General features: G+C 59.7%; 29 protein-coding genes. 11 read left to right on the top strand and 18 right to left on the bottom strand.

What is annotated here, in order from left to right:
• The first annotated feature begins 106 nt into the window (after positions 1–106).
• The 4 genes from BM300_RS21515 to BM300_RS21500 all read left to right on the top strand — a co-directional run bounded on the left by BM300_RS21515 (position 107) and on the right by BM300_RS21500 (position 2,301).
• Positions 107–418 carry a tetratricopeptide repeat protein gene (locus BM300_RS21515; protein WP_092148831.1) on the top strand — a complete coding sequence of 104 codons (312 nt, stop codon included), beginning with the start codon at positions 107–109 and terminating at the stop codon, positions 416–418.
• Positions 419–634: 216 nt separating this feature from the next.
• Positions 635–937: an ArsR/SmtB family transcription factor gene (locus BM300_RS21510; RefSeq protein ID WP_003177098.1), complete on the top strand. Its 303-nt coding sequence runs from the start codon at positions 635–637 to the stop codon at positions 935–937.
• 64 nt (positions 938–1,001) lie between these two features.
• Positions 1,002–1,976 carry a zinc-dependent alcohol dehydrogenase family protein gene (locus BM300_RS21505; protein WP_092148828.1) on the top strand — a complete coding sequence of 325 codons (975 nt, stop codon included), beginning with the start codon at positions 1,002–1,004 and terminating at the stop codon, positions 1,974–1,976.
• A 31-nt stretch (positions 1,977–2,007) separates the two neighbouring features.
• On the top strand, positions 2,008–2,301 hold the full coding sequence (locus BM300_RS21500) for an antibiotic biosynthesis monooxygenase family protein (protein WP_092148825.1): 294 nt from the start codon (positions 2,008–2,010) through the stop codon (positions 2,299–2,301).
• A 43-nt stretch (positions 2,302–2,344) separates the two neighbouring features.
• Here the strand turns inward: BM300_RS21500 and BM300_RS21495 are convergent, their stop codons facing one another.
• Positions 2,345–3,040, bottom strand: a complete 696-nt coding sequence (locus BM300_RS21495) for a DUF1963 domain-containing protein (RefSeq protein WP_092221005.1) — start codon at positions 3,038–3,040, stop codon at positions 2,345–2,347.
• A 424-nt stretch (positions 3,041–3,464) separates the two neighbouring features.
• Here BM300_RS21495 and BM300_RS21490 point away from each other — a divergent pair, with 424 nt between their 5' ends.
• Together BM300_RS21490 and BM300_RS21485 are read left to right on the top strand one after the other, a co-directional pair.
• Positions 3,465–4,112: a ferric reductase-like transmembrane domain-containing protein gene (locus BM300_RS21490; protein ID WP_092347738.1), complete on the top strand. Its 648-nt coding sequence runs from the start codon at positions 3,465–3,467 to the stop codon at positions 4,110–4,112.
• A 148-nt stretch (positions 4,113–4,260) separates the two neighbouring features.
• On the top strand, positions 4,261–5,061 hold the full coding sequence (locus tag BM300_RS21485; RefSeq protein WP_092221574.1) for an alpha/beta fold hydrolase: 801 nt from the start codon (positions 4,261–4,263) through the stop codon (positions 5,059–5,061).
• Positions 5,062–5,275: 214 nt separating this feature from the next.
• On the opposite strand, the gene BM300_RS21480 is transcribed toward BM300_RS21485, so the two are convergent.
• The 3 genes from BM300_RS21480 to BM300_RS21470 form a co-directional block, all read right to left on the bottom strand.
• On the bottom strand, positions 5,276–5,755 hold the full coding sequence (locus BM300_RS21480; protein WP_092463947.1) for a DUF4411 family protein: 480 nt from the start codon (positions 5,753–5,755) through the stop codon (positions 5,276–5,278).
• Positions 5,742–6,890, bottom strand: coding sequence for a helix-turn-helix domain-containing protein (locus tag BM300_RS21475; protein WP_092463982.1), 1,149 nt, complete (start codon positions 6,888–6,890; stop codon positions 5,742–5,744). The genes BM300_RS21480 and BM300_RS21475 overlap by 14 nt, the downstream gene beginning before the upstream one ends.
• Before the next feature lie 358 nt (positions 6,891–7,248).
• Positions 7,249–7,659: a winged helix-turn-helix transcriptional regulator gene (locus BM300_RS21470; protein ID WP_256575852.1), complete on the bottom strand. Its 411-nt coding sequence runs from the start codon at positions 7,657–7,659 to the stop codon at positions 7,249–7,251.
• An 86-nt stretch (positions 7,660–7,745) separates the two neighbouring features.
• On the opposite strand from BM300_RS21470, the gene BM300_RS21465 reads away from it, so the two are divergent.
• From BM300_RS21465 to BM300_RS21455, 3 genes are all read left to right on the top strand, one after another.
• A complete protein-coding gene (locus tag BM300_RS21465) occupies positions 7,746–8,585 on the top strand; it encodes an SDR family oxidoreductase (RefSeq protein ID WP_092463945.1) in 840 nt (279 codons plus the stop codon).
• Between the two features lie 362 nt (positions 8,586–8,947).
• Positions 8,948–9,520 carry a hypothetical protein gene (locus BM300_RS21460; RefSeq protein ID WP_092463943.1) on the top strand — a complete coding sequence of 191 codons (573 nt, stop codon included), beginning with the start codon at positions 8,948–8,950 and terminating at the stop codon, positions 9,518–9,520.
• Positions 9,521–9,672: 152 nt separating this feature from the next.
• Positions 9,673–10,323, top strand: coding sequence for a DUF2459 domain-containing protein (locus BM300_RS21455; RefSeq protein ID WP_092463940.1), 651 nt, complete (start codon positions 9,673–9,675; stop codon positions 10,321–10,323).
• A 141-nt stretch (positions 10,324–10,464) separates the two neighbouring features.
• Here the strand turns inward: BM300_RS21455 and BM300_RS21450 are convergent, their stop codons facing one another.
• The 7 genes from BM300_RS21450 to BM300_RS21420 all read right to left on the bottom strand — a co-directional run bounded on the left by BM300_RS21450 (position 10,465) and on the right by BM300_RS21420 (position 16,080).
• Positions 10,465–10,980 (bottom strand): GNAT family N-acetyltransferase, encoded by a 516-nt coding sequence (locus BM300_RS21450; protein ID WP_256575851.1) that lies wholly within the window; start codon positions 10,978–10,980, stop codon positions 10,465–10,467.
• Between the two features lie 212 nt (positions 10,981–11,192).
• Positions 11,193–11,555, bottom strand: a complete 363-nt coding sequence (locus BM300_RS21445; RefSeq protein WP_092463937.1) for a DUF6124 family protein — start codon at positions 11,553–11,555, stop codon at positions 11,193–11,195.
• Between the two features lie 619 nt (positions 11,556–12,174).
• Complete coding sequence (locus tag BM300_RS21440) at positions 12,175–12,810, bottom strand: SCO family protein (protein WP_092220983.1); 636 nt, start codon at positions 12,808–12,810, stop codon at positions 12,175–12,177.
• The gene (gene cyoE / locus BM300_RS21435; protein WP_063323572.1) at positions 12,807–13,706 is read right to left on the bottom strand and encodes a heme o synthase; all 900 of its coding nucleotides are present in this window, start codon (positions 13,704–13,706) and stop codon (positions 12,807–12,809) included. The genes BM300_RS21440 and cyoE overlap by 4 nt, the downstream gene beginning before the upstream one ends.
• Positions 13,694–14,773, bottom strand: coding sequence for a COX15/CtaA family protein (locus BM300_RS21430; RefSeq protein WP_092220977.1), 1,080 nt, complete (start codon positions 14,771–14,773; stop codon positions 13,694–13,696). Before BM300_RS21430 ends, cyoE begins: the two co-directional genes overlap by 13 nt.
• 10 nt (positions 14,774–14,783) lie before the next feature.
• Positions 14,784–15,377, bottom strand: coding sequence for a hypothetical protein (locus BM300_RS21425; RefSeq protein WP_092463973.1), 594 nt, complete (start codon positions 15,375–15,377; stop codon positions 14,784–14,786).
• Positions 15,343–16,080, bottom strand: a complete 738-nt coding sequence (locus tag BM300_RS21420) for an SURF1 family protein (RefSeq protein WP_092463934.1) — start codon at positions 16,078–16,080, stop codon at positions 15,343–15,345. The genes BM300_RS21425 and BM300_RS21420 overlap by 35 nt, the downstream gene beginning before the upstream one ends.
• 70 nt (positions 16,081–16,150) lie before the next feature.
• Between BM300_RS21420 and BM300_RS21415 the strand changes: the two genes are divergently transcribed.
• Positions 16,151–16,354, top strand: coding sequence for a twin transmembrane helix small protein (locus BM300_RS21415; protein WP_092220971.1), 204 nt, complete (start codon positions 16,151–16,153; stop codon positions 16,352–16,354).
• A gap of 4 nt (positions 16,355–16,358) precedes the next feature.
• On the opposite strand, the gene BM300_RS21410 is transcribed toward BM300_RS21415, so the two are convergent.
• The 4 genes from BM300_RS21410 to coxB all read right to left on the bottom strand — a co-directional run bounded on the left by BM300_RS21410 (position 16,359) and on the right by coxB (position 20,747).
• The gene (locus tag BM300_RS21410) at positions 16,359–17,246 is read right to left on the bottom strand and encodes a cytochrome c oxidase subunit 3 (protein WP_063323569.1); all 888 of its coding nucleotides are present in this window, start codon (positions 17,244–17,246) and stop codon (positions 16,359–16,361) included.
• Positions 17,247–17,270: 24 nt separating this feature from the next.
• The gene (locus BM300_RS21405) at positions 17,271–17,822 is read right to left on the bottom strand and encodes a cytochrome c oxidase assembly protein (RefSeq protein WP_092148774.1); all 552 of its coding nucleotides are present in this window, start codon (positions 17,820–17,822) and stop codon (positions 17,271–17,273) included.
• A 122-nt stretch (positions 17,823–17,944) separates the two neighbouring features.
• Positions 17,945–19,537 carry a cytochrome c oxidase subunit I gene (gene ctaD, locus BM300_RS21400; RefSeq protein ID WP_063323567.1) on the bottom strand — a complete coding sequence of 531 codons (1,593 nt, stop codon included), beginning with the start codon at positions 19,535–19,537 and terminating at the stop codon, positions 17,945–17,947.
• 82 nt (positions 19,538–19,619) lie between these two features.
• Positions 19,620–20,747, bottom strand: coding sequence for a cytochrome c oxidase subunit II (coxB, locus tag BM300_RS21395; RefSeq protein ID WP_053126998.1), 1,128 nt, complete (start codon positions 20,745–20,747; stop codon positions 19,620–19,622).
• Between the two features lie 372 nt (positions 20,748–21,119).
• Here coxB and BM300_RS21390 point away from each other — a divergent pair, with 372 nt between their 5' ends.
• On the top strand, positions 21,120–21,770 hold the full coding sequence (locus BM300_RS21390) for a hypothetical protein (RefSeq protein ID WP_063323566.1): 651 nt from the start codon (positions 21,120–21,122) through the stop codon (positions 21,768–21,770).
• Between the two features lie 159 nt (positions 21,771–21,929).
• On the opposite strand, the gene BM300_RS21385 is transcribed toward BM300_RS21390, so the two are convergent.
• The 3 genes from BM300_RS21385 to BM300_RS21375 all read right to left on the bottom strand — a co-directional run bounded on the left by BM300_RS21385 (position 21,930) and on the right by BM300_RS21375 (position 25,528).
• Positions 21,930–23,456, bottom strand: a complete 1,527-nt coding sequence (locus BM300_RS21385) for a SulP family inorganic anion transporter (RefSeq protein ID WP_092463931.1) — start codon at positions 23,454–23,456, stop codon at positions 21,930–21,932.
• An 88-nt stretch (positions 23,457–23,544) separates the two neighbouring features.
• Positions 23,545–24,276 carry a carbonic anhydrase gene (locus BM300_RS21380; protein ID WP_063323564.1) on the bottom strand — a complete coding sequence of 244 codons (732 nt, stop codon included), beginning with the start codon at positions 24,274–24,276 and terminating at the stop codon, positions 23,545–23,547.
• A gap of 193 nt (positions 24,277–24,469) precedes the next feature.
• Positions 24,470–25,528, bottom strand: coding sequence for a PA0069 family radical SAM protein (locus tag BM300_RS21375; protein ID WP_063323563.1), 1,059 nt, complete (start codon positions 25,526–25,528; stop codon positions 24,470–24,472).

Below are 25,528 nucleotides of genomic sequence, written 5' to 3'. Positions count from 1 at the left end.
GAGCTTGCTCCCGCTCGGGTGCGAAGCAGCCGCCAAAGATGGGCCTGCTCTGCAGGCCAGCGGGAGCAAGCTCCCTCGCCACAGGAACAGAACGCAGGAGTTTCAAATGCTCGATTCCCTGGAAAAAATGCTCGCCAAGGGTGTGGATAACTCTCTGCTGCGCTTCGGCCTAGGCAAAGGCTACCTCGACCTCGGCGAATTCACCCGTGCCGCCGAACACTTCCAACGCTGCGTCGAACTCGACCCCAAATACTCCGCCGCCTGGAAACTACTGGGCAAGGCCCACCAAGGCCAAGGCGACCTACCGGCCGCCCGCCAAGCCTGGGAACAAGGCCTCGAAGCCGCCCGCGCCCACGGCGACAAACAGGCCGAGAAAGAGATGGCTGTGTTCCTCAAGAAACTGGATCGCCATCCCTGAATCCACACAAAAACAGCTTTTTGTGGCGAGGGAGCTTGCTCCCGCTTGAGTGCGAAGCACTCATATTCAATACCAGCCCCCCAAGCAAGCGACAGACAACTCCCTGTGGTGAGGGGATTCATCCCCGCCAGGCTGCGAAGCAGCCTCAAAACCCCAGCTCATGAGCTATCCCAATTCACGTATTGACATATCGAAAAATCTCGATATCCTCGCCACATGGACCTACTCGAAATATTCAAAGCCCTCTCAAACCCGACACGTCTCCAAATCCTGAAAGGTTTGAAGGATCCGGCAAAGAACTTCCCCCCGCAGGATGAGGGTGACGTTCACACGGTCGGCGTCTGCGTCAGCAGTATCCAGGAAGGGATCGGCCTGTCGCAGTCAACGGTGTCCGGTTATCTGGCCACGTTGCAACGGGTGGGCCTGGTCGAAGTCAGGCGCATCGGCCAGTGGACCTATTACAAACGCAATGAAGCCACCATCAGTGCTCTCGCCGAGATCATTGGCAAAGACCTGTAGCGTTTTTTTACCACAGGATATCGAGATATTCCGATATCCCTTTTTATCGATACGAGGATTTACTATGAAAGCGATGATGCTTAAATCATTCGGCGGTCCTGAATCGTTCGAACTCCGCGACGTGCCCAAACCCGTTCCGCAAGCGGGACAAGTCCTGGTCCGCGTACACGCCACTTCCGTCAACCCGCTGGATTACCAGGTTCGACGCGGCGACTATCCCGACCTGGTGCCACTGCCGGCCATCACCGGCCACGACGTATCCGGCGTGGTCGAAGCCGTTGGGCCCGGTGTGACCACCTTCGCGCCTGGAGACGAAGTCTGGTACACCCCGCAAATATTTGAAGGGTCAGGCAGCTATGCCGAGTACCACGTCGCGGCCGAGAGCATTGTCGGGAAGAAACCGCCCGAGCTGAGCCATCTTGAGGCCGCAAGCCTGACCCTGGTGGGCGGGACGGTGTGGGAAGCGCTGGTGGTGCGCGCGGCGCTCAGGGTCGGGGAGAGCATTCTTGTCCATGGCGGCGCTGGAGGTGTCGGACATGTCGCGATCCAAGTGGCGAAAGCCATGGGCGCCCGGGTGTTCACCACTGTGCGCGAAGCAAACGCTGAGTTCGCCCGCAACTTGGGTGCCGACGTGATCATCGACTACGAGAAAGAAGATTATGTCGACGCTGTCCTCCGGGAAAGCGCTGGCCACGGCGTGGATGTCGTATTCGACACCATCGGCGGCAACACACTGTCCCGCAGCCCCGACGTCCTCGCGCAACTGGGCCGCGTCGTCTCGATCGTGGACATCGCCCAGCCACAAAACCTCGTCCAGGCCTGGGGCAAGAACGCGAGCTATCACTTTGTGTTCACCCGGCAAAACCGCGGCAAGCTCGATGAGCTGAGCGCATTGATAGCCCGCGGTCAGCTGCGCCCCCACGTCGGCGCCGTCTATTCGCTGGCCGACATTCCCCTGGCCCATGCCCGGTTGGAAAGCCCCAACAACGGTCTTCGAGGAAAAATCGCGATTGCCGTCGAGCCATCGCTCATTCCGTAAGTGCGGACTTTAACCAATTCAGAGGTGCGTCATGGTTTACGAAATCGCTGTGCTTCCTGTTTACAAAGAACGCATCGAAACGTTTCGACGTGCATTTGCCGAGGTCGCTCCATTGCTCACACGGGCCAAGGGTTACGGCGGCCACATGCTGGCGCAAGGGATCGAAACCCCCGAGCAGTTCAACCTGATCGTGCGGTGGCAATCGCTGGAAGACCACTCTCCGGGCTTCGAAGCGAGTGAAGACCATCGACTGTTCATGATGGGGTTGGAGGAATATTTTTCGGAGGAGCCGAGGGTTTACCATGTTGAAGGGGGCAGCTTTTAGGGCTGACGAAGGGGGGCAGAAAATAAATCCGTCCCCCTATTTTTTAGTAAAAATCGTAATAAAGCGCCCACTCCCCAGTTTCGTTGTGCTTCCAGAACATCAGGCTCCCACTGTCGACCACATTCAGATTGATCTTCGCGTCCGATGAGATCTGGAACACAAACTCGAAGCCTTCACCCGGATCAACACCCGACTGGCAAAACGAAGGGTAACCGCCGAACTTGTGTTCGTAGGTGTGGGTAACCAAGTCGTAATAGCTCTGTATCTTGCCCGCGCGTTCCAGCGTGAGGATTGCTTGCTCAAGGTCCTCCGGGACACCACCGCCATCCCACAGTGGAAAGTCCTCCGGCACCGCTTGCGCTGTCAGCGGGAAGGGTTTGAGGAATGTCCCTGCCACCGGCAAAGACTTGCGCACCAACACGTCATCCGGCCCATATTCGCGGATGACCCAATTATTCCCCATCGGCTCAAAGTGCTCGGGGAGCGGGTTTGAAATGAACACCGTCAATACACGAACTCCCGCCAGCAGCGGGCTATGGACGGGTAGGGCAGGCAGGTAAAACTGCGCATAGGGGAGCAACGGTTGCCCCGCCTGGTTGGTGGGTACATCTTCATCAGGCCGGAACAGGAAGACGTTGCCCAGCCAGCTCTCTTCATCGGTCCCGGCAGGACGAAAACCGCCGGCAACAAGTTTCACGGCGGGGCGGGCCAGACGTTGCTTGATTTCCTGAATGTCCATGGCGATGTAGATCTTCCTTTTGCTACAGATGTAAGGGCCGCAGACTTTCAGTATCCGAGTGTCATCGATACCGGCTCGGCCGTTGATAAGCAGACGATATAATTCGAAGGCAAGGCGGACAAGCCGGCGGATTCGGGTTTAGTTGTAGGCCAAGGCGCAAGGATGGAAAAAGGGGAGGAATTTACTGACTGAAAATAAAGCTGTCCCCATTTTTCGCGCTGGTTGCACGCCAAGTGCAGCCGCTACCGTTCGGATTCATGGCCTGCATGTGTAAGCCACTGTATCCAGCGCCTTCGCAGACTCAAAACGACGCATAAACGCCGGTTCTCGAACATAGCCGGTATACATCCCCTTGCAAGAATTCTCCCCATCGACTCGCCATCGGATCCCCGAATGGCGAGCCCTTATTACAGGAGATCTTGCGATGAATACCCAACCCTACCGCCCTCAGGGCTGGCAGCTGTTCAGCCTGATCGCCGTCCTGGTGGTGGCGATGAGCATCGCGGCTGTCGCGGTACAACCCGACCTTGTCGAGGGCCTGCGCAGCGCCATCCGCGCCACCGCCCGCTCCTCCTTCGCCCTGTTTCTGATCGCGTTCACCGCGTCGGCCTTTGCCGTGCTGGTGCCTTCACCGTTCGCCAAGGCATTGGTCCGCGAGAGACGCTTCATCGGCCTCGCCTTTGCCTTCTCCCACCTGGTGCATGCCGTGCTGATCTACGCCTATGGGCAGCTCAACATCGAGTTCTGGCCGGCCCGCACCGTTGCCAACAACATCCCGGGCGGGACCGCCTACGCCTTCATCCTGCTGATGGCCCTCACGTCATTCAAAGGGCCCGCCCGACTGCTGGGCCCCAAGGCTTGGAAGGCATTGCATGTCACCGGCATGTGGGTCATCGCCGCTGTATTTGCCCTCTCCAACTTCAAACGTATCCCGATGAGCGACTGGTACGTGCTGCCTTTCGGCCTCATCTGCGCCGCCGTGGCGATCCGACTGGTCGGCAAGCTGGCCATGGCCAACAAACGCAGCCAAGCCAGGCAAGCGTCGATGCGCCGGGCAGCGGTCGCCTCTTGATCGTCTATCCAGGCGCGCCGCACGGCATACCGACACCCACAAGGACCGCCTCAACCACTTCCTGAGCAAGTAAGCCCATCGCACCCGCTCATGTGTCGGCCAGGACGGCACATGGGCACGGCATACCCATCAAAGAAAAGGAATGATCATGCGCACTATCAAATCTCTCTTGGCCGTCACCCTCACCGCTGCACTGGCCCTGACATCACTCCATAGCGCCGCAGCGCAACCCGACGCCGCCAAGCCCACCGTCGTGCTAGTGCATGGCGCCTTCGCCGAATCGTCCAGTTGGAATGGCGTGGCCACCCGGTTGCTGAACCAGGGTTACCCGGTGGTGGCAGCGGCTAACCCGCTGCGCGGCGTGAAGCAGGACGCCGACTATGTCGCCGACATCGTCGAGCACACCGCCGGCCCGGTGATCCTGGTGGGGCACTCCTACGGCGGAGCCGTGATCACCAACGCGGTGCACGACAACCCCCGGGTCAAGGCGCTGGTCTACGTCGCGGCGTTCGCGCCGGACAAAGGCGAAACCGCCATCGAACTCTCCGGTCGCTACCCTGGCGGCACCCTTGGGCCGACCCTGGCCGCGCCGGTGCAGTTGGACGACGGCAATAAGGACCTTTACATCCAGCAGGACAAGTTCGGCCAACAGTTTGCCGCCGACGTGCCGGCGACCGAGTCCGCATTGATGGCTGCCACACAACGGCCCATCAGCGAGGCGGCCTTGAAGGAAGCGTCGGGCGAACCGGCCTGGAAAAAAACGCCGTCCTGGTTCATCTACGGTTCGGCGGACAAAAACATCCCCGAGGCCGCCCTGAAGTTCATGGCCGACCGTGCAGGTTCGAAGAAGACCGTCACTGTCCAGGGCGCGTCCCACGTAGTGATGACGTCCAACCCGGATAAAGTGGCAGAGCTGATCGTTGAAGCGGCGCAGGTCAGTTCCAAATGATGATCACACTAACACGGGTCTACTGATCCAGAGCCCGGCGCAGGACGCCGGGTTTTTTATGCGAAGCCCCCCAAAAAGCGCCACTCTATTAACGCCCATGCACCATCTCCTGTGGGAGCGAGCTTGCTCGCGATGGGGCCGTATCAGTCGACATCTCTGGCAACAGACAGAACGCTAAATCTGCCCGATTTTTTACTCAAATGACTTGAAGTCATCATCCAAAAACCGCTTGGGATCGCTTGATGTAGTCGAGGAAGTTGATCCAGGGGGTCTGCACACTTTCCATATTGCAAACAGCAGGAATCTTCCAATTGCGTTTGTGCTTGTTCGCAGAAGGCTGAAACGCCTCATCCGTGACCAACTCGCAGCCATGTAGCTTCGCGGTGGCAATGATATATAGATCGTTTTCATCAACCCCAGCACCGTATTTGTCTTCTTCGATCTCAAGCAATCCTTTGATACGAAAGGCTTCCAATAGGATCGCCTCGGTCACGGGCATCGTTTGCAGACCTGCCTCTTTCAGCCAGGTCACGCACTCCGGTGCTTTGTGTCCAACTTCTTCGGCGGCAACCTCGGACATCCGAATCACCCCTTGCATCACTCGATCCGTCATCCATGCCCAAAGCCCCGGAAACTGCGCGATAGGGTAGTTATCCCACGCGTAGAGCATGGATGAGGCATCAAACACCTGCATAGAAGCGTTCCAGCTTGTGCAGGTCCGAGATCTTAAGGTTGTCGAGATAACTGCTTGCCTTGGCGAGAGTGATACGACGAGCGTTCAAGGCATCCAGCACTGTGCGCACGTAACCATCGCCAAAAATGTGCCGGGGTTCGCGATTGCGGTGCTCTCGGCTGCCACCTTCTTTTTCAGGCATCACTCGTTGCTTGTTCCACCGTCGGTATGCGACATAGGCTTCGCTTGGCAAACGTCCGGCATCCATCAGACGCCGTAGGATCATCTCGCCGCTCACACCCCACGCCCTGCGTTGTGGTTCCAGCCAGCCATCAAATTCGGCCGCCTCAACAGGGCGCTCATTGTCATGAATGCTTAATAGAAACCGATCGGGGACCAACAGATGGCCGGCAAAGGCATTCGCCTCTTGCTCTTCATCGTCCGCCGAATACAAATCCTCTTCATCGTCAATTGAGCTTGCCCGATGAATAAGTAGGTGCCCTAACTCATGCATCAACGTGAAGCTTTGGCGGGTATCTGCATCCTGCTTCTTGATGACGATTACCGGGCATTCGGGGTCGTAGAGTGAAAAACCGAGGATCGGGCTTTCCTTCGCAATCTGCCATTTACCGTTGTAGCCATTGCTGCGGAAGACCAACAGGCCGCGCGCTTCGATGGCCTTACGATAACTGTCGAAATTGTTACGGTTCGCCAGCCCCAGCCATTCACGCACACGGCTGGCCGCATCGGGGATGCTCAGGCCTGCGAGGTCGGGCGGCGAGAAGCGCACGACCTCCGTCGGTTCAAGCTCCTCACGCAGTGCAAGGAACACTGCGCGCTGACGCTCCACTCGCTCAACCAGCAGCTTCAGGCGGTGCGAAAGTTCCGGTTTCTGATTGCTCAAGGTGCGGAACTGCGGCGAGTGCACCTTTGCCTCGTTGACCGGCCCTGGCTCCATGAAAAACAAGGTACCTCGCCCGAAAACGGCCGCCAGCTTACGCAGCTGGTTGAAGGTCAGCCCTGTCTCGCCGGCCATCACTTTTTCAAAGCTGGCAGGTGCTATACCGATCTCACGGGCGAGCTCGTCCCGCGTCATACCGTGATCGGTACAACACCAGTCTATCCGCGCGAGATTGATTGATTGGATACGTTCCATGATTTGAGTATATAGGCGGTGTGTACCGGTGAACATGAGCCACCAAAGCTAGCTGCCGAAAGTTTGATGCGGCCGGGCCTATGACTTTCCCGAGGGGAGCTAGCATGCCTGAGTGTCGTCGATGCCGGCTCGGCCAGTGTTAAGGAAACGATAGGGCCCGAGGGCAAGGCTGAAAAGCCGGCGGATTCTGGTGCGGTTGTAGGCAAAGGCGCAAGGATATGTGGCTTGGAGGTGCGGTGGTCAGGCCCTGGCTTGACTCTCAGAAGGTGGAGAAGCAGGAGCAAGCATCCACGCGAATGTTATTGAAGGGGGAGACCCCTTGAATATAGACCTGTCTCTTGTCGCCGAGCAGCCCCAATCACTCCTGCGCCTCACCCCCCAACCGACCCCGCCGCACCGCCATAATCTGCGGAATCTTCTCCTCAATCCAATTCACCATCACCTCAAGATGCTCAGCCGCCTCCCGACCCAACGGCGTCAAGCGGTACTCCACATGCGGTGGCACCACTGGCAGCGACTTGCGGTCGACCAACCCATCCGCTTCAAGCTCCTGCAACGTCTGCGACAGCATCTTCTCACTGACCCCGCCGATCTTGCGCCGCAGTTCGCTGAAGCGGTGCATCCCGCCCAGCAGCATGACCAGCACCAGCACGCCCCAACGGCTGGTCATGTGCTTGAGGACTTCACGAGAAGGGCAGTCGGCGCTTTGCACATCGCCACGTCGGACAGCGGCGCTAAACGGTTCGGAAATTTCGGCGGTGGTGTCCACGGTACTTACCTTTATGTACGTACTTACAAAAAGTTATTTAGGTCCCTAGGATGGCTTTTCGTCCTTTTCCCATCAAGGTATTTGTCATGATCGCCATCACCGGAGCCTCCGGCCAACTGGGCCGTCTCGTTATCCAGTCCCTGCTTGAACGCGTGCCAGCCGAGCAAATCGTCGCCCTGGTCAGAGACCCCGGCAAAGTCCAGGAACTGGCCGCACGGGGCGTGGTGGTACGCACCGCCGACTACAACCAACCGGCCACATTGACTGCTGCGCTCAAAGGCGTCGATAAACTGCTGTTGATCTCCTCCAATGAACTGGGCAATCGCGCTGTCCAACACCGCGCCGTGATCGATGCCGCCAAGGCCGCAGGTGTCACGCTCCTGGCCTACACCAGCGTCCTGCACGCCGACACCTCCACCTTGGGCTTGGCCGCTGAACACCGCGATACCGAAGCCGCCTTGAAAGCCTCGGGCGTGCCCCACGTATTGCTGCGCAACGGCTGGTACAGCGAAAACTACCTGGCGAACGTACCGAGCGCCGTGGAACATGGCGTCCTGCTCGGCAGCGCCGGCGAGGGCCGCATCAGCTCCGCCCCCCGTGCCGACTACGCCCAAGCCGCAGCGGTGGTGCTGACCACTGAAGGGCAGGCGGGCAAAGTCTATGAACTGGCGGGGGATAGCAGCTACACCTTGACTGAGCTGGCTGTGTTGATCAGTCAGAAAACCGGCAAGCCGGTGGTTTATCAGAACCTGCCGCAGGCTGAGTTTGAGGCGGTATTGATCAGTGTGGGGTTGCCAGCGGGGTTGGCGGCGTTGCTGGCGGATTCTGATGCGGCGGCGGCGAAAGGGGCGTTGTTTGATGAGAGTGGGGTGTTGGGGCGGTTGATTGGGCGGGGGACTGCGTCGGTTGCGGAGTCTTTGAGTTAAGCGGTCAAACCAAGGCCAGGAAAATGGACACGCGTGCCGGACGGGATAAACCGGCACGCAGCGGGTGATGAGACCCACGGACAAAAGCGGCCCGGGCTCCCGACAGCGGCTCGAACCCCCGTGGCGAGGGAGCTTGCTCCCGCTTGAGTGCGAAGCGCTCATAAAAGGTCCACAGCCCCGAACGCCAAGCAGTCGACACACTTGAGATAATCAGGATTCAGGGATGTCCTTAGGCCAGCGGTGCGATGCCTCATGCCCCCTAATCTCCCAACCAGGACGGCGGCGCTCGAAGCAGGTGTTCTGTCCCGAGGTGAAACCTGAGGCATACTCTGATCGCAAACGGGTCAGAAAACAGCAATCCGATGGACATCCAAACCCCATATGGGCTCATCACGATCATTGACGAGCCGACGTACTCGTTTAAATCCACGGACAACACGCACGCCTATGCGCACCAGTTGCTCCTTACGGACGGGTCGATCACGTCAGTCCATGGGGTGAAACTGAATGGTGAAAATATCCTAGTGATAGGTGCCGGAGGCGGCTGCACCGCAATCCATGAGCATTCGGCGACAGCGGTCGATGACAAGCTCTATATAGCAGCCGGCGACCGAGTAGCCTGCTTGTCGCTAGAGCATCCCGATCAGATTCTGTGGATCGCTAAGGTCGATACTGCGACTTGCTTTGGTATCTACTGGGAAAATCAGCATCGAGTTCTCCTCTCACACGGTGAGCTGGAGATTACTCGCCTCTCCATTGATGGTGACATAATCTGGCAAGTGTCTGGCGCGGAGATATTTTCCGAGGGTTTTAGATTATTGTCCGACTATATCGAAGCAGTCGATTTCGATAGATCCGTCTATTGGTTTGATTACATGACGGGGGAGTTGCTCTACTGCCTGCCATCCTCTGACTGTCGTCCGGTTGGTGGATAAGGGAGCAGACTGTGTGATTTTAAAATAAATCCGTCCCCTTATCTGTCTGCTGCTTTGAATGTCTAAGCGCCATAGTTGCTTCTGGCCGAGATACAGCGCCAACCCCGCTGGGTTTTCCTACGTTTCGTTAGCGAGCCTCCAAGCCCTTGTGTATGCGCATTGTAGTGCTGACCCTGGTCCTCACGCTGTTCGGCTGCGCTGCCGCGTCGGACCCGCCGAGGGGCGAGGGTGGCGATTGGCGGTCCTTCTATGTAGTGAATCATGGCCTGCATACCGGGTTAGTCATTGCGCGCCCCGATCTACTTCAGGTGCTTCCCGCACTGGCCGAAGAGTTCAGCGACGGCGACTTCGTTGAGTTCGGTTGGGGGGACGAGGATTTTTACCGAGCCCCACAGGCCACCTCGAGCCTCGCCCTGCGAGCCTTGTTCGGGTCGACGGCAACCGTGCTGCATGCGGTCAAGATTGACGGGGACCCCAGGCGGCGTTTCGCCGCAAGCGAGGTCATCGAAGTGCGGGTGACGGAGGACGGCTACCAACGACTGCTCGCGTTCGTGGCCGGGACCTTCACCCACTCAGCGACGGGCACCTTGGTGGTGCTCGGGCCTGGGCTGTATGGAGAGAGCCGGTTCTATCAGGCCGAGGGTAGCTATTCGCTGTTTTATACCTGCAATACCTGGGTCGCAGAGGCGCTGGCCGCGAGCAGTTGCCCAATGTTGCCTACGGCGGTGATTACGGCGGGGAACGTCATGTCGCAGTTACGCCGAGCGACAGTGGTCGGTGCATCCTGCCTGGCTATCCGCTAACCTGTGCCTGACGGCGGGTGTGTATTCCAGTGATGCTGACATCCAGTTTCCAGTGAATGTGACTCACCCAAAGTCCTGTTTGCGAAATTGCATCCCACGTGTATCAGAAATAAAGCGGCCACTTGCCCCTCTACCGAATATTCATATGCCGCATTTCAGGTTTTTCTGCATCAACGCATTCTGAAGCGTTACGCCCCGACGGATCGGAAATCCTCGTTCTACGACATAAAAACCGTGCAATACAAAGAATGGTTCAGCCGTTTTGCTGACATGAGAAGTAAGCTCGCTGATTCCAAGCACCTTGGCTTCTTCATGAATGCGATTCATTAATAAAGAACCTATTCCCCGCCGCGGATGATTACCCGACACAAAAAAATGGTCGATGTAACCGTTCGGTTGAATGTCGGCGTAGCCTACTATTTCGCCGTCGATCTCAGCCACGAACGGACGGAGATCTCGAAGATGATTCGCCCAGAGCTCTGGATCAAGATCAGCAGGAGCCCAGGCTTCGATTTGATCGTGGGTGTAATCTCTTGACGCAATATCGTGAATGGCAGAGTAAAAGACGTGGAACAACGCAATCTCATCTCCGATTCTGAACCGTCGAATCGTCACATTGTCTCTCGAAAGGTGTCCAAAAAAATCGAAGTCTGTCATATCCACTGCTAAATCAGAAATAAACTACCCCAAGTTCCATAGACACGAATCCTTCTGGCCGTTTTCAGCCTTTCGCTAAAAGGGCTGTGTGGAAGGTGAGGAGCGATTGTTGTTGGAAGAGTTCTTGTTTAGAGAGAACTCGTCCACGTCTATGGATGAACGCACCAAAACCCGACGCAGAACGCCGGGTTTTTCCGTTGGGAACAGCCTACCTACCGCCCCGGCTCCACATTATCCAATACCTGATTCGCCAACAACGAGCTCAGCTCAATCAACTGCTGAATCCCCAGCGCCAAATGACGCCGCGAGCCTTTCAGGTCGAACGCCAGATCACTCACCATCGCATCAGCCGAAGCCAGGGTTTCGCTGAGGTTGGCGAGTAGGCATTCGTTATCGAGGCCTTTCACGATGGTGAATAGCTGGCCCGGTTTTGGTTCATCTTTAGATTTTTCAGATTTCGGCAGCAAGTAGTGATCGAGCACGCGTTTGGTGGTTTCGTCTTGCTGCTTGGCTTTGGATTTTGCGGACTGTGCGGTGGAGTCTACTTCTGGCGGGTTCGGAGTAGCTTTGAACATTGGTGTGATCCTCGTAAGGAGCCGCTCCATCTCGCTACTAAACGGTAGGGTGGCGGCTGTGCGCAAGTTAGTAGACCGGCGAATCACACCAAAACCGGCGCGCCCGAAGGCGCCATGCGCACAGCCACCATCAAGAACAGGCAAATGCCTGACTGATGAGACTTGTACAACCGAGGTGTGAACCGGGCTACTAAACCCGACCACTGATGGGCAGTGGCAGGAAAACAATAGAGCCCAGGGACAAGGCGCACAAGCGGGCGGATTCTGGCGTAGTTGTAGGCAAAGGCGCAAGGATGCGTAGCTTGATAGAGGGGTGTAGGTGAGGGCTGTAGGAGGGAGGTTTTTTAGCGATTCGGGTGGGGTTTCTGTTCTGGAACCGCGTCGTTTTCATCGCGAGCAAGCTCGCTCCCACAGGTGGCGGCGTTGGCTGGATATTTGGTCCGACACAAACCCTTGTGGCGAGGGAGCTTGCTCCCGCTGGCCTGCGCAGCAGGCCCCTGCATTTCTTCAGGCAAACCGCGTCGCCCGGTTTTGCGACTGCTGCGCAGCCGAGCGGGAGCAAGCTCCCTCGCCACAAGGAATCGGCACGGCTTAGTTGAGCGGCATGCTTCTGGAGGCGTTATTTGCGCTTCAGCATCTCCGGCAACTGCGCCACCAGCTTCTGATTATTCAACGGCGCACGAATAAACCCACGCTGAGTACCGTCCGGCCCAATCACCGCCAGGTTGCCGCTGTGATCAACCGTGTAGTTAGGTTTACTGGTATCCGCCGGAATAAACGGAATGCTCACCGCATTCGCCAGTTTTTGCAGGTCTTCAACCGACGAAGCCGTCAACCCTATGAACTGCGGATCAAAGTACCCCAGATACTGCTTCAACTGCTTGGGCGTGTCGCGGTTCGGGTCGACGCTCACCAGTACGATCTGCAACTTATCCACAGCCTCTTTCGGCAACTCGCTTTTGATCTGGCGCAGTTGGGCGAGGGTGGTGGGGCAGATGTCCGGGCAGAAGGTGTAACCGAAGAACAGCAGGCTCCATTTGCCCTTAAGCTCGTCCATCGCCACGGGCTGGCCGTCCTGGTCGGTCATTTTCACGTCCGGAAGGTTGCGGCTCTGGGGCAGCAGGATGATGCCGGCGTCGATCAGCGCGGTCGGGTCGCCCTGGCCTTTGCCCGACAGCACCTTGTTGATGGTCAGGCCGAGGATCAGTGCGATCACGGCCACGAGGATGAAGACGGTTTTCTGGGTTCGAGTCATAGGCTCAACAGTAAGTAATGATCTACAAGCAGGGCGATGAACAGCAGGAACAAGTAATAAATAGAGTACTTGAACGTATTGATCGCCGCGTGCGGCCGACTGCCACGGTACAACACCACGGCCCATTGCAGGAACCGGGCGCCGAGCACCAGCGCGCAAATCAGGTAGAGCATGCCGCTCATCTGGATCACGAACGGCATCAGGCTCACCGCCAGCAGCACCAGGGTGTACAGCAGGATATGGACCTTGGTGTAGTGCTCGCCGTGGGTCACTGGCAGCATGGGGATGTCGGCCTTGGCGTATTCCTCTTTGCGGTGGATCGCCAGGGCCCAGAAGTGCGGTGGGGTCCAGGCGAAGATGATCAGCACCAGCAGCAGCGGTTCGGCGCTGACATGCCCGGTGGCCGCCACCCAGCCCAGCAGCGGTGGCGCCGCGCCGGCGAGGCCGCCGATGACGATGTTCTGTGGCGTTGCGCGCTTGAGGAAGCCGGTGTAGACCACCGCATAACCGAGCAGTGAGGCGAGGGTCAGCCAGGCGGTCAGCGGGTTGGTGAAGGCCAGCAGCAAGGCCTGGCCGATCACGGCCAGGGCCAGGGCGAAGGTCAGGGCGGCGGCTGGGGAAATCCGCCCTTCGGCCAAGGGGCGTTTATGGGTGCGGGCCATCACCGCGTCGATGCGCCGGTCCACTACATGGTTGACCGCCGCCGCGCCGCCGGCACACAGGGCGATGCCCAGGTTGCCGAATACCAGCACCGTCCACGGTACGCCGGCGCGGGTGGCGAGGAACATGCCCACCAGTGAGGTGATCAGCATCAGCACCACCACTTTGGGCTTGGTCAGCTCCAGGTAATCGCGCCAGATCGCTTGGCTGTGGCGTTCACCGGTCAAGGTTGCCATGGCATCTCTCCTTTTATAGTTATGGGGCTGGCGCTGTGTTTATGCGGGTTGAACCGCCAGCGCAGCGGGATTTGATGCTTGACCCGGAGCAGGCTGGTGCGGGCGTGATAATTGACCAGCACCAGGGTCAGCAGCAGCGCGGCGCCCCCGGCGTTGTGGGCCACGGCCACCGGCAGCGGCAGGTGGAACAGCACGTTGCTGATGCCCAGGGTGATTTGCGCCGCCAGTGCCGTCAGCACCAGCCCGGCCAGGCGGGTCATGCCGACGGTTTTCAATTGCCAGGCCAGCCCCAGCAGCACCACGGTCACCAGCAAGGCGCCGATGCGGTGGGTCAGGTGGATGGCGGTGCGGGCGTCGCTGTCCAGTTGCCCGCCCAGATAGTTCGGGCCGATGTGCTGGGTCAGGTGAAAGCCGTTGGCAAAATCGGCCGGTGGCAGCCATTGGCCGTGGCAGGTGGGGAAATCGATGCAGGCCACGGCGGCGTAGTTGGAGCTGACCCAGCCGCCGAGGGCGATCTGGCCGATCACCAGCAGCAGCCCGGCGGTGGCCCAGTGTTGCAGGCGTTTGGGCACGGTCAGCGCCGGCAGCACGCCGGACAATCTCAAGGTCAGCAGAAACAGCAGGCTCAACGTCGCGAAGCCGCCCAGCAAATGCCCGGTGACCACTTGTGGCCAGAGTTTCAGGGTCACGGTCCACATGCCGAACGCCGCTTGCGCAAAGACCACGGCCAGCAGGAACAGTGGCAACTTCAATGGCTGGCCCGGACGGTGGCGGTTCATCCAGGACCGTGCCGCCAACGCTACGATCATCAAGCCCAGGCCCCCGGCGAAGTAGCGATGGACCATCTCGTTCCAACCCTTGTGGGCTTCCACCGGGGTGTCGGGAAAGTGCAACTCGGCATGGGCCAGTTGGGCTTCGCTCTTGGGCACGCTGATGAACCCGTAGCAACCGGGCCAGTCGGGGCAACCGAGGCCGGCGTGGGTCAGCCGGGTGTAGGCGCCCAGCAGGACGACGATCAATGCCAGCAGCGTGGCAAACAGCGCGAGGCGAAATCCAGGTTTGGCCATGTCGATGCCCTCATCCGATGTTCGACAGTTTCAGCAAATGGCGCAGGTCGTTGAGCAGGTCCTTGCCCTTGACCCGGGCGTCGTAGCGCAGCACCAGGTTGCTGTGGGGGTCGATGATCCACAGCTGTGCGCCGCCAGAGCCCTCGGCGCCTTTCTGATAGGCCGGAAGGTCCAGTGGATAACGTTGCAGCTGCGGGTATTCGCGCTGCAGTTGCGCGTCATATTCGGCGTCCAGCGGTTGCGCGACGGCCAGGGCGTGGCTGGCGCGGGACGCATCGCGACCCAGGCCGATCTGCACTTGGCGGGCGAGGTAGACCAACTGGTGACAATCCACCGAACAGCCCTGCGGCGCCGTGACCAGGATCTGCCAGCGCTGCTCATCGGCCTGCACGCCGATATCGGCGCGGGTCTGGCCAGTGCCGATCAGTTCGCCGTGGTAGCTGCGGCTGTCCGGCACCCAGAACTGGAATTTGTACATGACGGTGGCCAGGAGCATCGGGCCGACCACCCCGAGCACAATCAGCAGCAATTGCAGACGGCCCTTGCGACGGTTGGGCGTCGTGGACGCTTCAGACGTGTTGGTTGGATTCATGGCGGTTCCCATGGTGTCTCCCTGCGTTGTGCCATCCGAGATAAAGGAAAAGGCCGAACAGCGCCGCCGCCATGGCGAACCACTGCACGGCATAACCGAGGTGTTTTTCCGGCCCCATGGCCACCACGGGCCAATCGGTCCGGTAGGCGCCGGGGCCGTTTTGTTGGCGTAATTCATAGGTGAAACCGCTGCGACCCAGTTCGGCCCAGAGTTTGTCGGGCTCGATGGCGGTGACCGTTCGCGGCCACGCTGCCCCGGCCGGATCGGCGTGCAGTTGGAACGTGGCGCCAGGGGCGACGTAGACCCAGGCTTGCAGGCTCACCGGTGCATCAGGCGTGTTGAAGACCGGCGGGGTGCGGCGGTCCGGCCAGGGCAGCCAGCCTCGGTTGACCAGCAACCATTGCCCGGTGGCGTGATCGAGGAAGGGTTGCAGCAGTTCGACACCGACCTTGCCGTCGTGCTGGCGGTTATCCAGCAGGAGACTGTGTTCGGCGTCGAACTGGCCGTGCAGGCTGACCGGCCGGAAGGCTGGATCGGTTGTGTGTTGCAGCTCAGCGCTGTCCAGCGGCGGGGCCACGCGGCGCTCGGCGTAACTCTCCATGAGCACGCGTTTCTGTTCGCCCCGGCTCAATTGCCAGAACCCCAGGCACACCATCACCGGCACCAGAATGGCGACCACCAGCGACGGCACGATGCCCGGCCGAAAGTGTTTCATGGCGCCGTCCGAAAGCCGTCGAACGGGATAGCTATACTCACGTGCATTGCATCCCCCCGGAGTGTCCCTAATGCTAAAAGCAGCCATCGTCCTGATGCTGATTGCCACGATTGCCAGCCTGTTCAGCGGTCTGTTTTTTCTGGTCAAGGACGACAGCAGTTCCAATCGCCTGGTCATCGCCTTGGCGATTCGGGTCGGTCTGGCCGCTATCACCGTCGGCTTGATTGCCTGGGGCTTTTTCAGCGGCCAGTTGGTGTCCCACGTGCCTTGGTAAATCCTCAGAGCACGTAGACGAAGACGAACAAGCCGATCCACACCACATCGACGAAGTGCCAATACCAACTCGCCGCCTCGAAGCCGAACTGGTGCTCGTTGTCGAAGTGCCCGCGCATGATGCGCATCAGCATGACGAAGAGGATGATCGTGCCGATGGTGACGTGGGCGCCGTGGAAACCGGTGAGCATGAAGAAGGTCGCGCCGTAGACGCCGGAACCCAGGGTCAGGCCCAGCTCTTTATAAGCGTGGATGTATTCCTCGGCCTGGAAGCCCAGGAAGGCGCAACCCAGCAGCACGGTGATCGCCAGCCAGAGTTTCAACGCGCCACGATGGCCTTTTTTCAAGGCATGGTGGGCGATGGTGACGGTGACGCTGGAGCTGACCAGCAGCACCGTGTTGAGCAGCGGCAAGCCCCAGGGGCTGATGACGTCCTTGGGCGCCGGGAAGAGTTTCGGATCGGGGTTGTTCAGCAGCGGCCAGGCGAACTCGAAGCTCGGCCAGAGCATGTGTGACAGGCCCTTGGTGCCTTCACCCGCCAGGCCGGGCGCGGAGATCATGCGCACATAGAACAGGGCGCCGAAGAACGCGATGAAGAACATCACTTCGGAAAAGATGAACCAGCTCATGCCCCAGCGGAACGAGCGGTCGAGCTGGGCGCTGTAGAGCCCGGCGCGGCTTTCCTTGATCACCGCGCCGAACCAGCCGAACAGCATGTAGGCCAGCAGCAGGCCACCGACGAAAAAGATCAGCGGCCCGTGGGAATCCGGCCGGGCGGCCTTCAGGTCGTTGAACCAGGTGGCCAGGCCATACACCGTGACGAACATCCCGACCGTGGCGATGATCGGCCATTTGCTCTGGGCCGGAACGTAATAGTGTTCGTGAGTTGCCATTTATTGTTCTCCTTATCGGGCACGCTATCGGTCAGTGTTTACAGCCACCGGTGGATGACGAGCGGTGATATCGAACAGCGTGTAGGACAGCGTCAGGTGCTTCACTTCCTTGGGCATGTCCCGGTCGACGATGAAGCGCATGGGCATTTCGATGCGTTCGCCGGGTTGCAGCACTTGCTGGGTAAAACAAAAACATTCGGTCTTGTGGAAATATGCCGCCGCGTTGCTCGGCGCGATGCTCGGCACCGCCTGGGCGCTCATCGGCCGGTCGGTGGGGTTGTGGGCGACGAACACCATTTCGTTCACCGCCCCCGGCTGGACCACCAACTGATCGCCCTTGGGGTAGAAGTCCCAGGGCATGTCCACCGAATTGGTCGACAGGAACTGCACGCGAACCTGGCGTGACTCATCGACGGTCTGCTCGCCTTCGTATTGCCCGGCGGTCTTGCCGTTGATGCCGAACGCCTTGCACATCACGTCGTAGATCGGCACCAGGGCAAACCCGAAGACGAACATGGCCACCACCACCAGCAACAGACGAGTGACCAGTTTCTTCATCGAAATCGAATCAGCCATGATTTCCAGTCCCTACCAGGAACCTTGTGGGAGCGAGCTTGCTCGCGATAGCGGTGTGTCTGTCACACCGAGTCGCTGCCATCGCGAGCAAGCTCGCTCCCACAGGGCTTCCATGAGTCATCTCATTTCACTTCCGGCGGCGTGGTAAAGGTGTGATACGGAGCCGGCGACGGCACGCTCCACTCCAGCCCTTCGGCCCCATCCCACGGCTTGGCCGGTGCCGGCTCGCCGCCACGGATGGTCTTGATCACAATGAACAGGAAGAAGATCTGCGTGGTGCCGAACATGAAGGCGCCGATGGACGAGACCATGTTGAAGTCGGCGAACTGCAGGTTGTAGTCAGGAATCCGCCGGGGCATGCCCGCCAGGCCGACAAAGTGCATCGGGAAGAACGCCAGGTTCATGCCGATGAACGACAGCCAGAAGTGCAGCTTGCCGAGGGTTTCGTCGTACATATGGCCGGTCCATTTCGGCAGCCAATAGTAGGCCGAGGCGAAAATCCCGAAGATGGCGCCGGGCACCAGCACGTAGTGGAAGTGCGCGACCACGAAGTAGGTGTCCTGGTACTGGAAGTCTGCCGGGGCGATGGCCAGCATCAGCCCGGAGAAACCACCGATGGAGAACAGGATCACGAACGCGACGGCAAACAGCATCGGCGTCTCGAAGGTCAGAGAGCCTTGCCACATGGTGCTGGCCCAATTGAACACCTTCACTCCGGTGGGCACGGCGATCAGCAGGGTCGCGTACATGAAGAACAGCTCGCCCACCAGCGGAATGCCGACCACGAACATGTGGTGCGCCCAGACGATGAACGACAGGAACGCGATGGCGGCCGTGGCATAGACCATCGAGGTGTAGCCGAACAACGGTTTGCGCGAGAAGGCCGGAATGATCGAGCTGACGGCGCCGAAGGCCGGCAGGATCATGATGTATACCTCGGGGTGGCCGAAGAACCAGAACACATGCTGGAACAGCACCGGGTCACCGCCACCGGCGGCACTGAAGAAGCTGGTGCCGAAGTGGATGTCCATCAGCATCATCGTCACGCAGCCGGCCAGCACCGGCATCACCGCGATCAGCAGGAACGCGGTGATCAGCCAGGTCCAGACGAACAGCGGCATCTTCATCAGGGTCATGCCGGGCGCGCGCAGGTTGAGGATGGTGGCGATCACGTTGATCGCGCCCATGATCGAGCTGATGCCCATCAGGTGGATGGCAAAGATGAAGAACGTTACGCTTTCCGGCGCATAGGTAGTGGACAGCGGCGCATAGAAGGTCCAGCCGAAGTTCGGCCCGCCCCCCGGGGTGAACAGCGTCGACACCAGCATCAGGAACGCCGCCGGCAACAGCCAGAAGCTGAAGTTGTTCATCCGTGGCAGGGCCATGTCCGGCGCGCCGATCATCAGCGGGATCATCCAGTTGGCAAGGCCGACGAACGCCGGCATCACCGCACCGAAGACCATCACCAGGCCGTGCATGGTGGTCATCTGGTTGAAGAATTCCGGCTGCACGATCTGCAGGCCGGGCTGGAACAACTCGGCGCGGATCACCATGGCGAACGAGCCGCCCAGCAGGAACATCGAGAAGGCGAACCACAGGTACAGCGTGCCGATATCCTTGTGGTTGGTGGTCAGCACCCAGCGCATCAGGCCCTTGGCGGGGCCGTGGGCGTGGTCGGCGCCGGCATGACCGTGGTCATCGATCACAGCACTCATGTCCTGTCTCCTTCGAACGAGTGGGCTGGACGGCGCGGGGCAATGAGCCCCGACCGGTTGCGGGAACACACGTCAGGCCGGCTCATTGGCTTTCTGCCTGTTTGAGTTCCAGCACTTCTTTGGGCGTCACCATGTCGCCCTTGTTGTTGCCCCAGGCGTTGCGTTCATAGGTCACGACCGCGGCGATATCGACTTCCGACAACTGTTTGCCGAACGCGGCCATGGAGGTGCCGGGTTTGCCGTGGAAGACAATGTTCAGGTGATCCTTGATCGGCCCGGTGGCGATTTTCGAGCCCTTGAGTGCTGGGAACATTGGCGGCAGGCCCTGGCCTTCGGCCTGGTGACAAGCCACGCAGGTGGTGTGGTAGACCTTGTCGCCACGCTCAACGAGTTCTTCGCGCGTCCATTCCTTACTGGTCAGCTCTTTAAGCTGCGCGGCTTCGGCCTTGCGTTCGCCCAACCATTTCTCGTAGTCGGGCTTGCTCTTGACCTCCACCACGATCGGCATGAAACCGTGGTCCTTGCCGCACAACTCGGCGCACTGGCCGCGGTACAGCCCAGGTTTGTCGACACGGGTCCAGGCTTCGTTGACGAACCCGGGGATCGCATCGCGCTTGACCGCGAAGGCCGGCACCCACCAGGAGTGGATCACGTCGGCGGAGGTCACCAGAAAGCGCACCTTGGCATCGACCGGCAGCACCAGCGGCTTGTCGACCTCCAACAGGTAGTGCTCGCCCTTGGCGCTCTGGTTATGGATCTGTTCGGCGGGGGTGGCCAGGTTGCTGAAGAACTCGACGTCCTGGCCCAGGTACTTGTAGTGCCATTTCCATTGATAGCCGGTGACCTGGATATCGATGTCCGATTCACTGGAGTCGTACATCTTGATCAGGGTGGCGGTGGCAGGAATCGCCATCAGCACCAGGATCACGAAGGGTACGATGGTCCAGAGGATTTCGACGCGGGTGTTTTCGTGGAAATGCGCGGCATTTTGGCCGGTTGAGCGGCGGTGCATCATCATCGACCAGAACATGGCGCCGAAGACGATGATGCCGATGACCACACAGATCCAGAAAATGGTCATGTGCAGGTCGAACACTGCGTTGCTGATCTGTGTCGCTCCAGGCGCCATATTCACAGTCCAGGCCGCTTGCGCCTGGCTGAAAATCGACCACAACAGGAGGCCCATCCATACGTGTGGATGTCGCGTCATTGCGGGTTCCCCTTATCGTTCTTGTTATCCCGTAGGCGTAAAGCCTGCGGCAAGGGATCGGCTATTCAGACTGCTTAATTGACTCGCCGCGCCTTGCTGCACATGCAATCGGGTGTCATCAGCTAACTCCATTCCAAACCGAGTATAGACAGCACCTGCAACCTCGCAACGCGATGGCGTAAATCGTTTGAAACAGCCGGGGCTTGCGCTAGAGCCCACGAATGGAGAAGGATGCGACCTGAGTGATGGCAAATCGATATAACTGCGACGTAGCAAGGAAGCGACAGTTATGAAAAATAGGTCTTAGGAGTGTTTTTGCGCCAGCTAAGTTATGTCTTCCCTATTTCATTGCCTTTGTTTCCTGGAGTTGTCATGAACACCGCCGCATTGCGCGAGCAGATCCAAAAAGCCCAACAACACGAGGCCGAAACCGGCCAGTTGACTCGTCAGTTGACGGCCCAACTGCCGAACCTGCACCGAGCCATTCAATTGCCGGACGCGGACGCCAACGACGTCCTGGCGCGTTTTGTCGCCGCTTACATTGAGGAAGTACCCGACCTGCTGGATGCAGCCAATGACGTCGCCAGGGAGGCGGGTATCGAGTCGCAGATCAAACCGGTATTGAAGATTGCCGAACAGTACTTCCTCCAGCCGCCGACCATCATGGCCGGGCATGTCGGGCTCGACAGCCTTCTGGACGAAGCCTACCTGGCACATCGGTTCGTCGAAGAGGTCAACGACCTGTACATCAAGCATTTCGGCCAGCCATTGATCCCCTTGGACATGACGGTCGCCAATCTGATCGCTCACCAGTTGATCGGTGAGGCATTTGCCAACCAACTCGATGAAGTGGTCCATCACACGTTCGATGAGATGCTCAACGACGAGACGTTTGCATTGGAGTCGGTAGAAACCTACCGCGAGAAGCTCAGCAGCCCGCAAACCGGCGCGGCCTGGAAGCGCTGGCCGTGCATGTCCCGTCGTCTGGGTGTTGGGCTGGAGCTGGATCAGCCGGCGGCTTGATGGGCCACTCACGAAAATAGCGGCCCCCGTGGCGAGGGAGCTTGCTCCCGCTTGAGTGCGAAGCACTCACAAAAATGGGCCTGCTGCGCAGTCCAGCGGGAGCAAGCTCCCTCGCCACAATGAATCAAGCAAACCTTGAGTGAGCGGTTGCCTGGAGCGTCAGGCAGAAGCCGCGCCAACCCCCACGGTCGTGCGCAACCGCCCCTCCAACCTGCGCTTGAGCCCGCGGGATTCGATCAGCAGCTTCGAACCCTTGCTGGCATTCGCCCGGCCCCATTCTTCCAGTAGCTCCAGGCACGAGTGATCGATGTAGCTCAGGTTATTGAGCGGCACATGCACGGTCGCGCCTGTCGGTATGCTGCCCAGCACCTGGGTCAGCGCCGGCACCTTGAGGAAGGTCGCCGCTCCGACCAGTCGCAGTTCCATTTCGCCTTCCTGGGGCAGGTCGATCAGGCTGATTTTCAGCCGTGAGGCTTTCCAGGCCAGTTTCGCCAGGGTCAGGCCGAAGCCGATCAGCACACCGGTCAGCAGGTCGGTGAAGATGATCGCCAGCGCCGTTGCGGCATAGGTGAACATCGGCATCCGGCCATAGCGGCCCAGGCTGCGAAACGCCTTGAGGTCCACCAGTTTGAAACCGGTGTACACCAGCACGCCCGCCAGGCTCGCCACCGGAATGCTTTGCAGCACGCTGGATAGCAACAACACGAACAGCAGCAACCACAGGCCGTGGAAAATCGTCGACATCCTCGTGGTGGCCCCAGCTTGGACGTTGGCCGAGCTGCGCACGATAACCCCGGTCATCGGCAGGGCGCCGAGCAGGCCGCAGAGCATGTTGCCGATACCTTGGGCCGACAGTTCGCGGTCGAAGTCCGCACGGTCACCGCTGTGCATACGGTCCACGGCGGCTGCCGACAGCAGGGTTTCGGCGCTGGCAATGAAGGCGACAGCGAAGGCGGCGATCAGCAGCGTCGGGTCGGCCAGGTTCAACAGGTCCGCCGGGCGCAACCAATCAATGGCTTCGGCGAGGTTCTCCGGGACTTCCACCCGTTTGACCTGCAAGGCTAGCAGCAGGCTGGCGATGGTCGCCAGGCCCACCCCAAGCAAGGCGCCGGGAATGAAGCGCAGGCTGTGAGGGCGAAACTTCTCCCACAACCACATCACCGCAATCGTCGACAAACCAAGCAAGCCGGCCTGCCAGCCGAAGGACGGCAAGGCCTGGGCCACCGCCGCCGGGAACGCCGCGAGGTTATCCAGCCCTGACGGCTTGGGCGCGGCGTCGAGCATCACATGGACCTGGGACAATACGATCAGCACGCCGATACCCGCCAGCATCCCGTACACCACCGCAGGCGCGGTGACCCGGAACCAGCAGCCGAGGCGAAAGCGCCCGGCCAACAATTGCAACAGACCGGCCAGCAACAGGATCGGCCCGAGCATTGCCACGCCATGCTGGCGCACCAATTCGAAGACCAACACCGCCAACCCGGCGGCCGGGCCACTGACTTGCAGCTTGGAACCTGCCAGGAAACCCACCACCAGGCCACCGATGATGCCGGTGATCAGGCCTTTGGCCGGTGGCAGGCCGGACGCGATGGCAATGCCCATGCACAAGGGCAGCGCCACCAGAAACACCACCACCGAAGCCAATAGCTCCCGTGGCAGAACAGCTTTTAATTGAGCACGCATGGCGACTCTCCCGAAGTTTTCTTCAGGCATGGCAAGGCCCTACCGCGCAAATGGCGGCAAGGCTTGAACCACACAAGTTTAGGAGTGGTTAGAAGCGCGCTTTGGGCGTCGCCACCGGTATCGGATGGCTGCCATCGAGCGGCAGGAAACGTCCCTGGTCCGCGTCATAGGCTTTGATCTCGCTGGTCTCGATGTTGTACACCCAGCCATGGATGAACAGCTGACCATTGGCCATGCGCGATGCGACCGAGGGATGCGTTCGCAAATGCTGCAACTGTGCGATCACGTTCTCTTCGGTGAGGATCGGCATGGTCTGTTTTTCGTCGCCACACGGACAGTTGTCGTGGACCATGGTCTTGGCCACTTCGGCGTGGCGCAGCCAGGCCTTGACCGTGGGCATTTTTTCCAGGGTGTCCGGGTTGAGCACGGCACGCATGGCGCCGCAATCGGAATGGCCGCAGACAATGATGTGCTGCACGCCGAGGGCCAGTACGGCGTATTCGATGGCGGTGGAGACGCCGCCGTTCATTTGCCCATAAGGTGGAACGACGTTGCCGACGTTACGGGTCACGAACAGGTCGCCGGGGGAGCTATGGGTGATCAACTCGGGCACGATGCGCGAGTCGGCGCAGGTGATGAACATTGCCCGGGGTTTCTGGGCGGTGGCGAGTTTCTTGAAGAGCTCTTCCTGTTGCGGAAAGATCTCGTGATGGAAATGCAAAAAGCCGTCAACAATATGCTGCAGCGCTGCATCGGCGGTTTCCGCCTCGGGTTGGGCTGAAGCCGACGCAGCCAACGGCTGTTTATCCTTGTCACTCATGATTCATCCTCTTTGACGGAACCAGTGGCTAAAACATCCAGGTCGACATGTTCGACCCGTCAGTCACTCGAAGAACAAGGTAGCGGCCGAAACTTAACTCAAACTGAAATCGAAGGCTCTAGGACAACGATTACAGGGGTGGCGAAACACTGGCGCAGTTCATGTCCAGCAGCCGTTCCAAGGTCAACTTTAATCAAATCAAAGACATCTGTCGGCCCGGCGGACAGAAGGCATCGCAATCCAGATTGTATCCGTCACGGCGCTCCAGCCCCAAGCGCTTGAGTGCCTTGACGAAACGCTGGGCCAGCAGGTCGGCGAACGGGCCTTCACCGCGCATCCGCGCACCGAAGCGGCTGTCATACAACTCGCCGCCGCGGCTCTGGCGGACCAGGCTCAACACATGGGCGGCGCGCTGCGGGTAGTGCGCCTGCAACCAATCCTCGAACAGCGGCGCGACTTCCAGCGGCAGGCGCAGCATGACGTAGGCGGCATTCTGCGCGCCGGCGGCGTGGGCTTCGGTCAGCAGGCTCTCGATCTCGCTGTCATTGATCATCGGGATCATCGGTGCACACAGCACCCCCACGGCAATACCCGCCTCGCGCATGACCTTGATCGCACGCAGCCGCGCCTTGGGCGCTGCCGCGCGGGGTTCGAGAATACGCTTGAGCTCATCGTCCAGGGTGGTGAGGCTGATCATCACGTGCACCAGGCGTTGTTGCGCCAGCTCGGTCAGCAGGTCCAGGTCGCGCAGGATCAGCGAACCCTTGGTGACGATGGTCACCGGATGCCGATAGCGCAGCAGCACCTCGAGAATCCGGCGGGTGATCCGTTGTTCACGCTCGATAGGCTGATAGGGATCGGTGTTGGACCCCAGCGCGATCGGTGCGCATTGATAGCCGCGCCGGGACAATTGCTCTTCGAGCACATCGGCGGCATTGCTCTTGGCGATCAGCTTCGTTTCGAAATCCAGCCCCGGCGACATGTCCCAATAGGCATGGCTGGGCCGAGCATAGCAGTAGATGCAGCCGTGTTCGCAGCCTCGGTACGGGTTGATCGAGCGGTCGAAGGGGATATCGGACGAGGTATTGCGGGTAATGATGGTCTTGGCCATTTCGATGCGCACTTCGGTGCCCTGGGTCGGCGGGACTTCCTGATACCAGCCGTCGTCCTCGGTCACCGAGCGGCTCGGGGCAAAGCGATTGTGCGGGTTGGCAGCGGTGCCGCGACCGCGCGGCGGCAGAGAGGCTGACAT

The sequence above is a fragment of the Pseudomonas sp. NFACC46-3 genome, assembly GCF_900114515.1.
In the GTDB taxonomy this organism is placed as follows: domain Bacteria; phylum Pseudomonadota; class Gammaproteobacteria; order Pseudomonadales; family Pseudomonadaceae; genus Aquipseudomonas; species Aquipseudomonas fluorescens_Q.
This window is presented reverse-complemented; position numbering and strand designations above follow the sequence as displayed.

Excerpts from the sequence above, each read along its gene's own strand:
- BM300_RS21475 (WP_092463982.1), bottom strand. The coding sequence starts at position 6,890 with ATGGAACGTATCCAATCAATCAATCTCGCGCGGATAGACTGGTGTTGT.
- BM300_RS21480 (WP_092463947.1), bottom strand. The coding sequence starts at position 5,755 with ATGCAGGTGTTTGATGCCTCATCCATGCTCTACGCGTGGGATAACTAC.
- coxB (WP_053126998.1), bottom strand. The coding sequence starts at position 20,747 with ATGACGCGACATCCACACGTATGGATGGGCCTCCTGTTGTGGTCGATT.
- BM300_RS21445 (WP_092463937.1), bottom strand. The coding sequence starts at position 11,555 with ATGTTCAAAGCTACTCCGAACCCGCCAGAAGTAGACTCCACCGCACAG.
- BM300_RS21495 (WP_092221005.1), bottom strand. The coding sequence starts at position 3,040 with ATGGACATTCAGGAAATCAAGCAACGTCTGGCCCGCCCCGCCGTGAAA.
- BM300_RS21430 (WP_092220977.1), bottom strand. The coding sequence starts at position 14,773 with ATGGCCAAACCTGGATTTCGCCTCGCGCTGTTTGCCACGCTGCTGGCA.
- BM300_RS21455 (WP_092463940.1), top strand. The coding sequence starts at position 9,673 with ATGCGCATTGTAGTGCTGACCCTGGTCCTCACGCTGTTCGGCTGCGCT.
- BM300_RS21425 (WP_092463973.1), bottom strand. The coding sequence starts at position 15,377 with ATGGGAACCGCCATGAATCCAACCAACACGTCTGAAGCGTCCACGACG.
- BM300_RS21490 (WP_092347738.1), top strand. The coding sequence starts at position 3,465 with ATGAATACCCAACCCTACCGCCCTCAGGGCTGGCAGCTGTTCAGCCTG.
- BM300_RS21390 (WP_063323566.1), top strand. The coding sequence starts at position 21,120 with ATGAACACCGCCGCATTGCGCGAGCAGATCCAAAAAGCCCAACAACAC.
- BM300_RS21375 (WP_063323563.1), bottom strand. The coding sequence starts at position 25,528 with ATGTCAGCCTCTCTGCCGCCGCGCGGTCGCGGCACCGCTGCCAACCCG.
- BM300_RS21505 (WP_092148828.1), top strand. The coding sequence starts at position 1,002 with ATGAAAGCGATGATGCTTAAATCATTCGGCGGTCCTGAATCGTTCGAA.
- BM300_RS21465 (WP_092463945.1), top strand. The coding sequence starts at position 7,746 with ATGATCGCCATCACCGGAGCCTCCGGCCAACTGGGCCGTCTCGTTATC.
- BM300_RS21440 (WP_092220983.1), bottom strand. The coding sequence starts at position 12,810 with ATGACTCGAACCCAGAAAACCGTCTTCATCCTCGTGGCCGTGATCGCA.
- BM300_RS21385 (WP_092463931.1), bottom strand. The coding sequence starts at position 23,456 with ATGCGTGCTCAATTAAAAGCTGTTCTGCCACGGGAGCTATTGGCTTCG.
- BM300_RS21450 (WP_256575851.1), bottom strand. The coding sequence starts at position 10,980 with ATGACAGACTTCGATTTTTTTGGACACCTTTCGAGAGACAATGTGACG.
- BM300_RS21485 (WP_092221574.1), top strand. The coding sequence starts at position 4,261 with ATGCGCACTATCAAATCTCTCTTGGCCGTCACCCTCACCGCTGCACTG.
- BM300_RS21405 (WP_092148774.1), bottom strand. The coding sequence starts at position 17,822 with ATGGCTGATTCGATTTCGATGAAGAAACTGGTCACTCGTCTGTTGCTG.
- BM300_RS21415 (WP_092220971.1), top strand. The coding sequence starts at position 16,151 with ATGCTAAAAGCAGCCATCGTCCTGATGCTGATTGCCACGATTGCCAGC.
- BM300_RS21510 (WP_003177098.1), top strand. The coding sequence starts at position 635 with ATGGACCTACTCGAAATATTCAAAGCCCTCTCAAACCCGACACGTCTC.
- BM300_RS21420 (WP_092463934.1), bottom strand. The coding sequence starts at position 16,080 with ATGAAACACTTTCGGCCGGGCATCGTGCCGTCGCTGGTGGTCGCCATT.
- ctaD (WP_063323567.1), bottom strand. The coding sequence starts at position 19,537 with ATGAGTGCTGTGATCGATGACCACGGTCATGCCGGCGCCGACCACGCC.
- BM300_RS21515 (WP_092148831.1), top strand. The coding sequence starts at position 107 with ATGCTCGATTCCCTGGAAAAAATGCTCGCCAAGGGTGTGGATAACTCT.
- BM300_RS21380 (WP_063323564.1), bottom strand. The coding sequence starts at position 24,276 with ATGAGTGACAAGGATAAACAGCCGTTGGCTGCGTCGGCTTCAGCCCAA.
- BM300_RS21500 (WP_092148825.1), top strand. The coding sequence starts at position 2,008 with ATGGTTTACGAAATCGCTGTGCTTCCTGTTTACAAAGAACGCATCGAA.
- cyoE (WP_063323572.1), bottom strand. The coding sequence starts at position 13,706 with ATGGCAACCTTGACCGGTGAACGCCACAGCCAAGCGATCTGGCGCGAT.
- BM300_RS21410 (WP_063323569.1), bottom strand. The coding sequence starts at position 17,246 with ATGGCAACTCACGAACACTATTACGTTCCGGCCCAGAGCAAATGGCCG.
- BM300_RS21460 (WP_092463943.1), top strand. The coding sequence starts at position 8,948 with ATGGACATCCAAACCCCATATGGGCTCATCACGATCATTGACGAGCCG.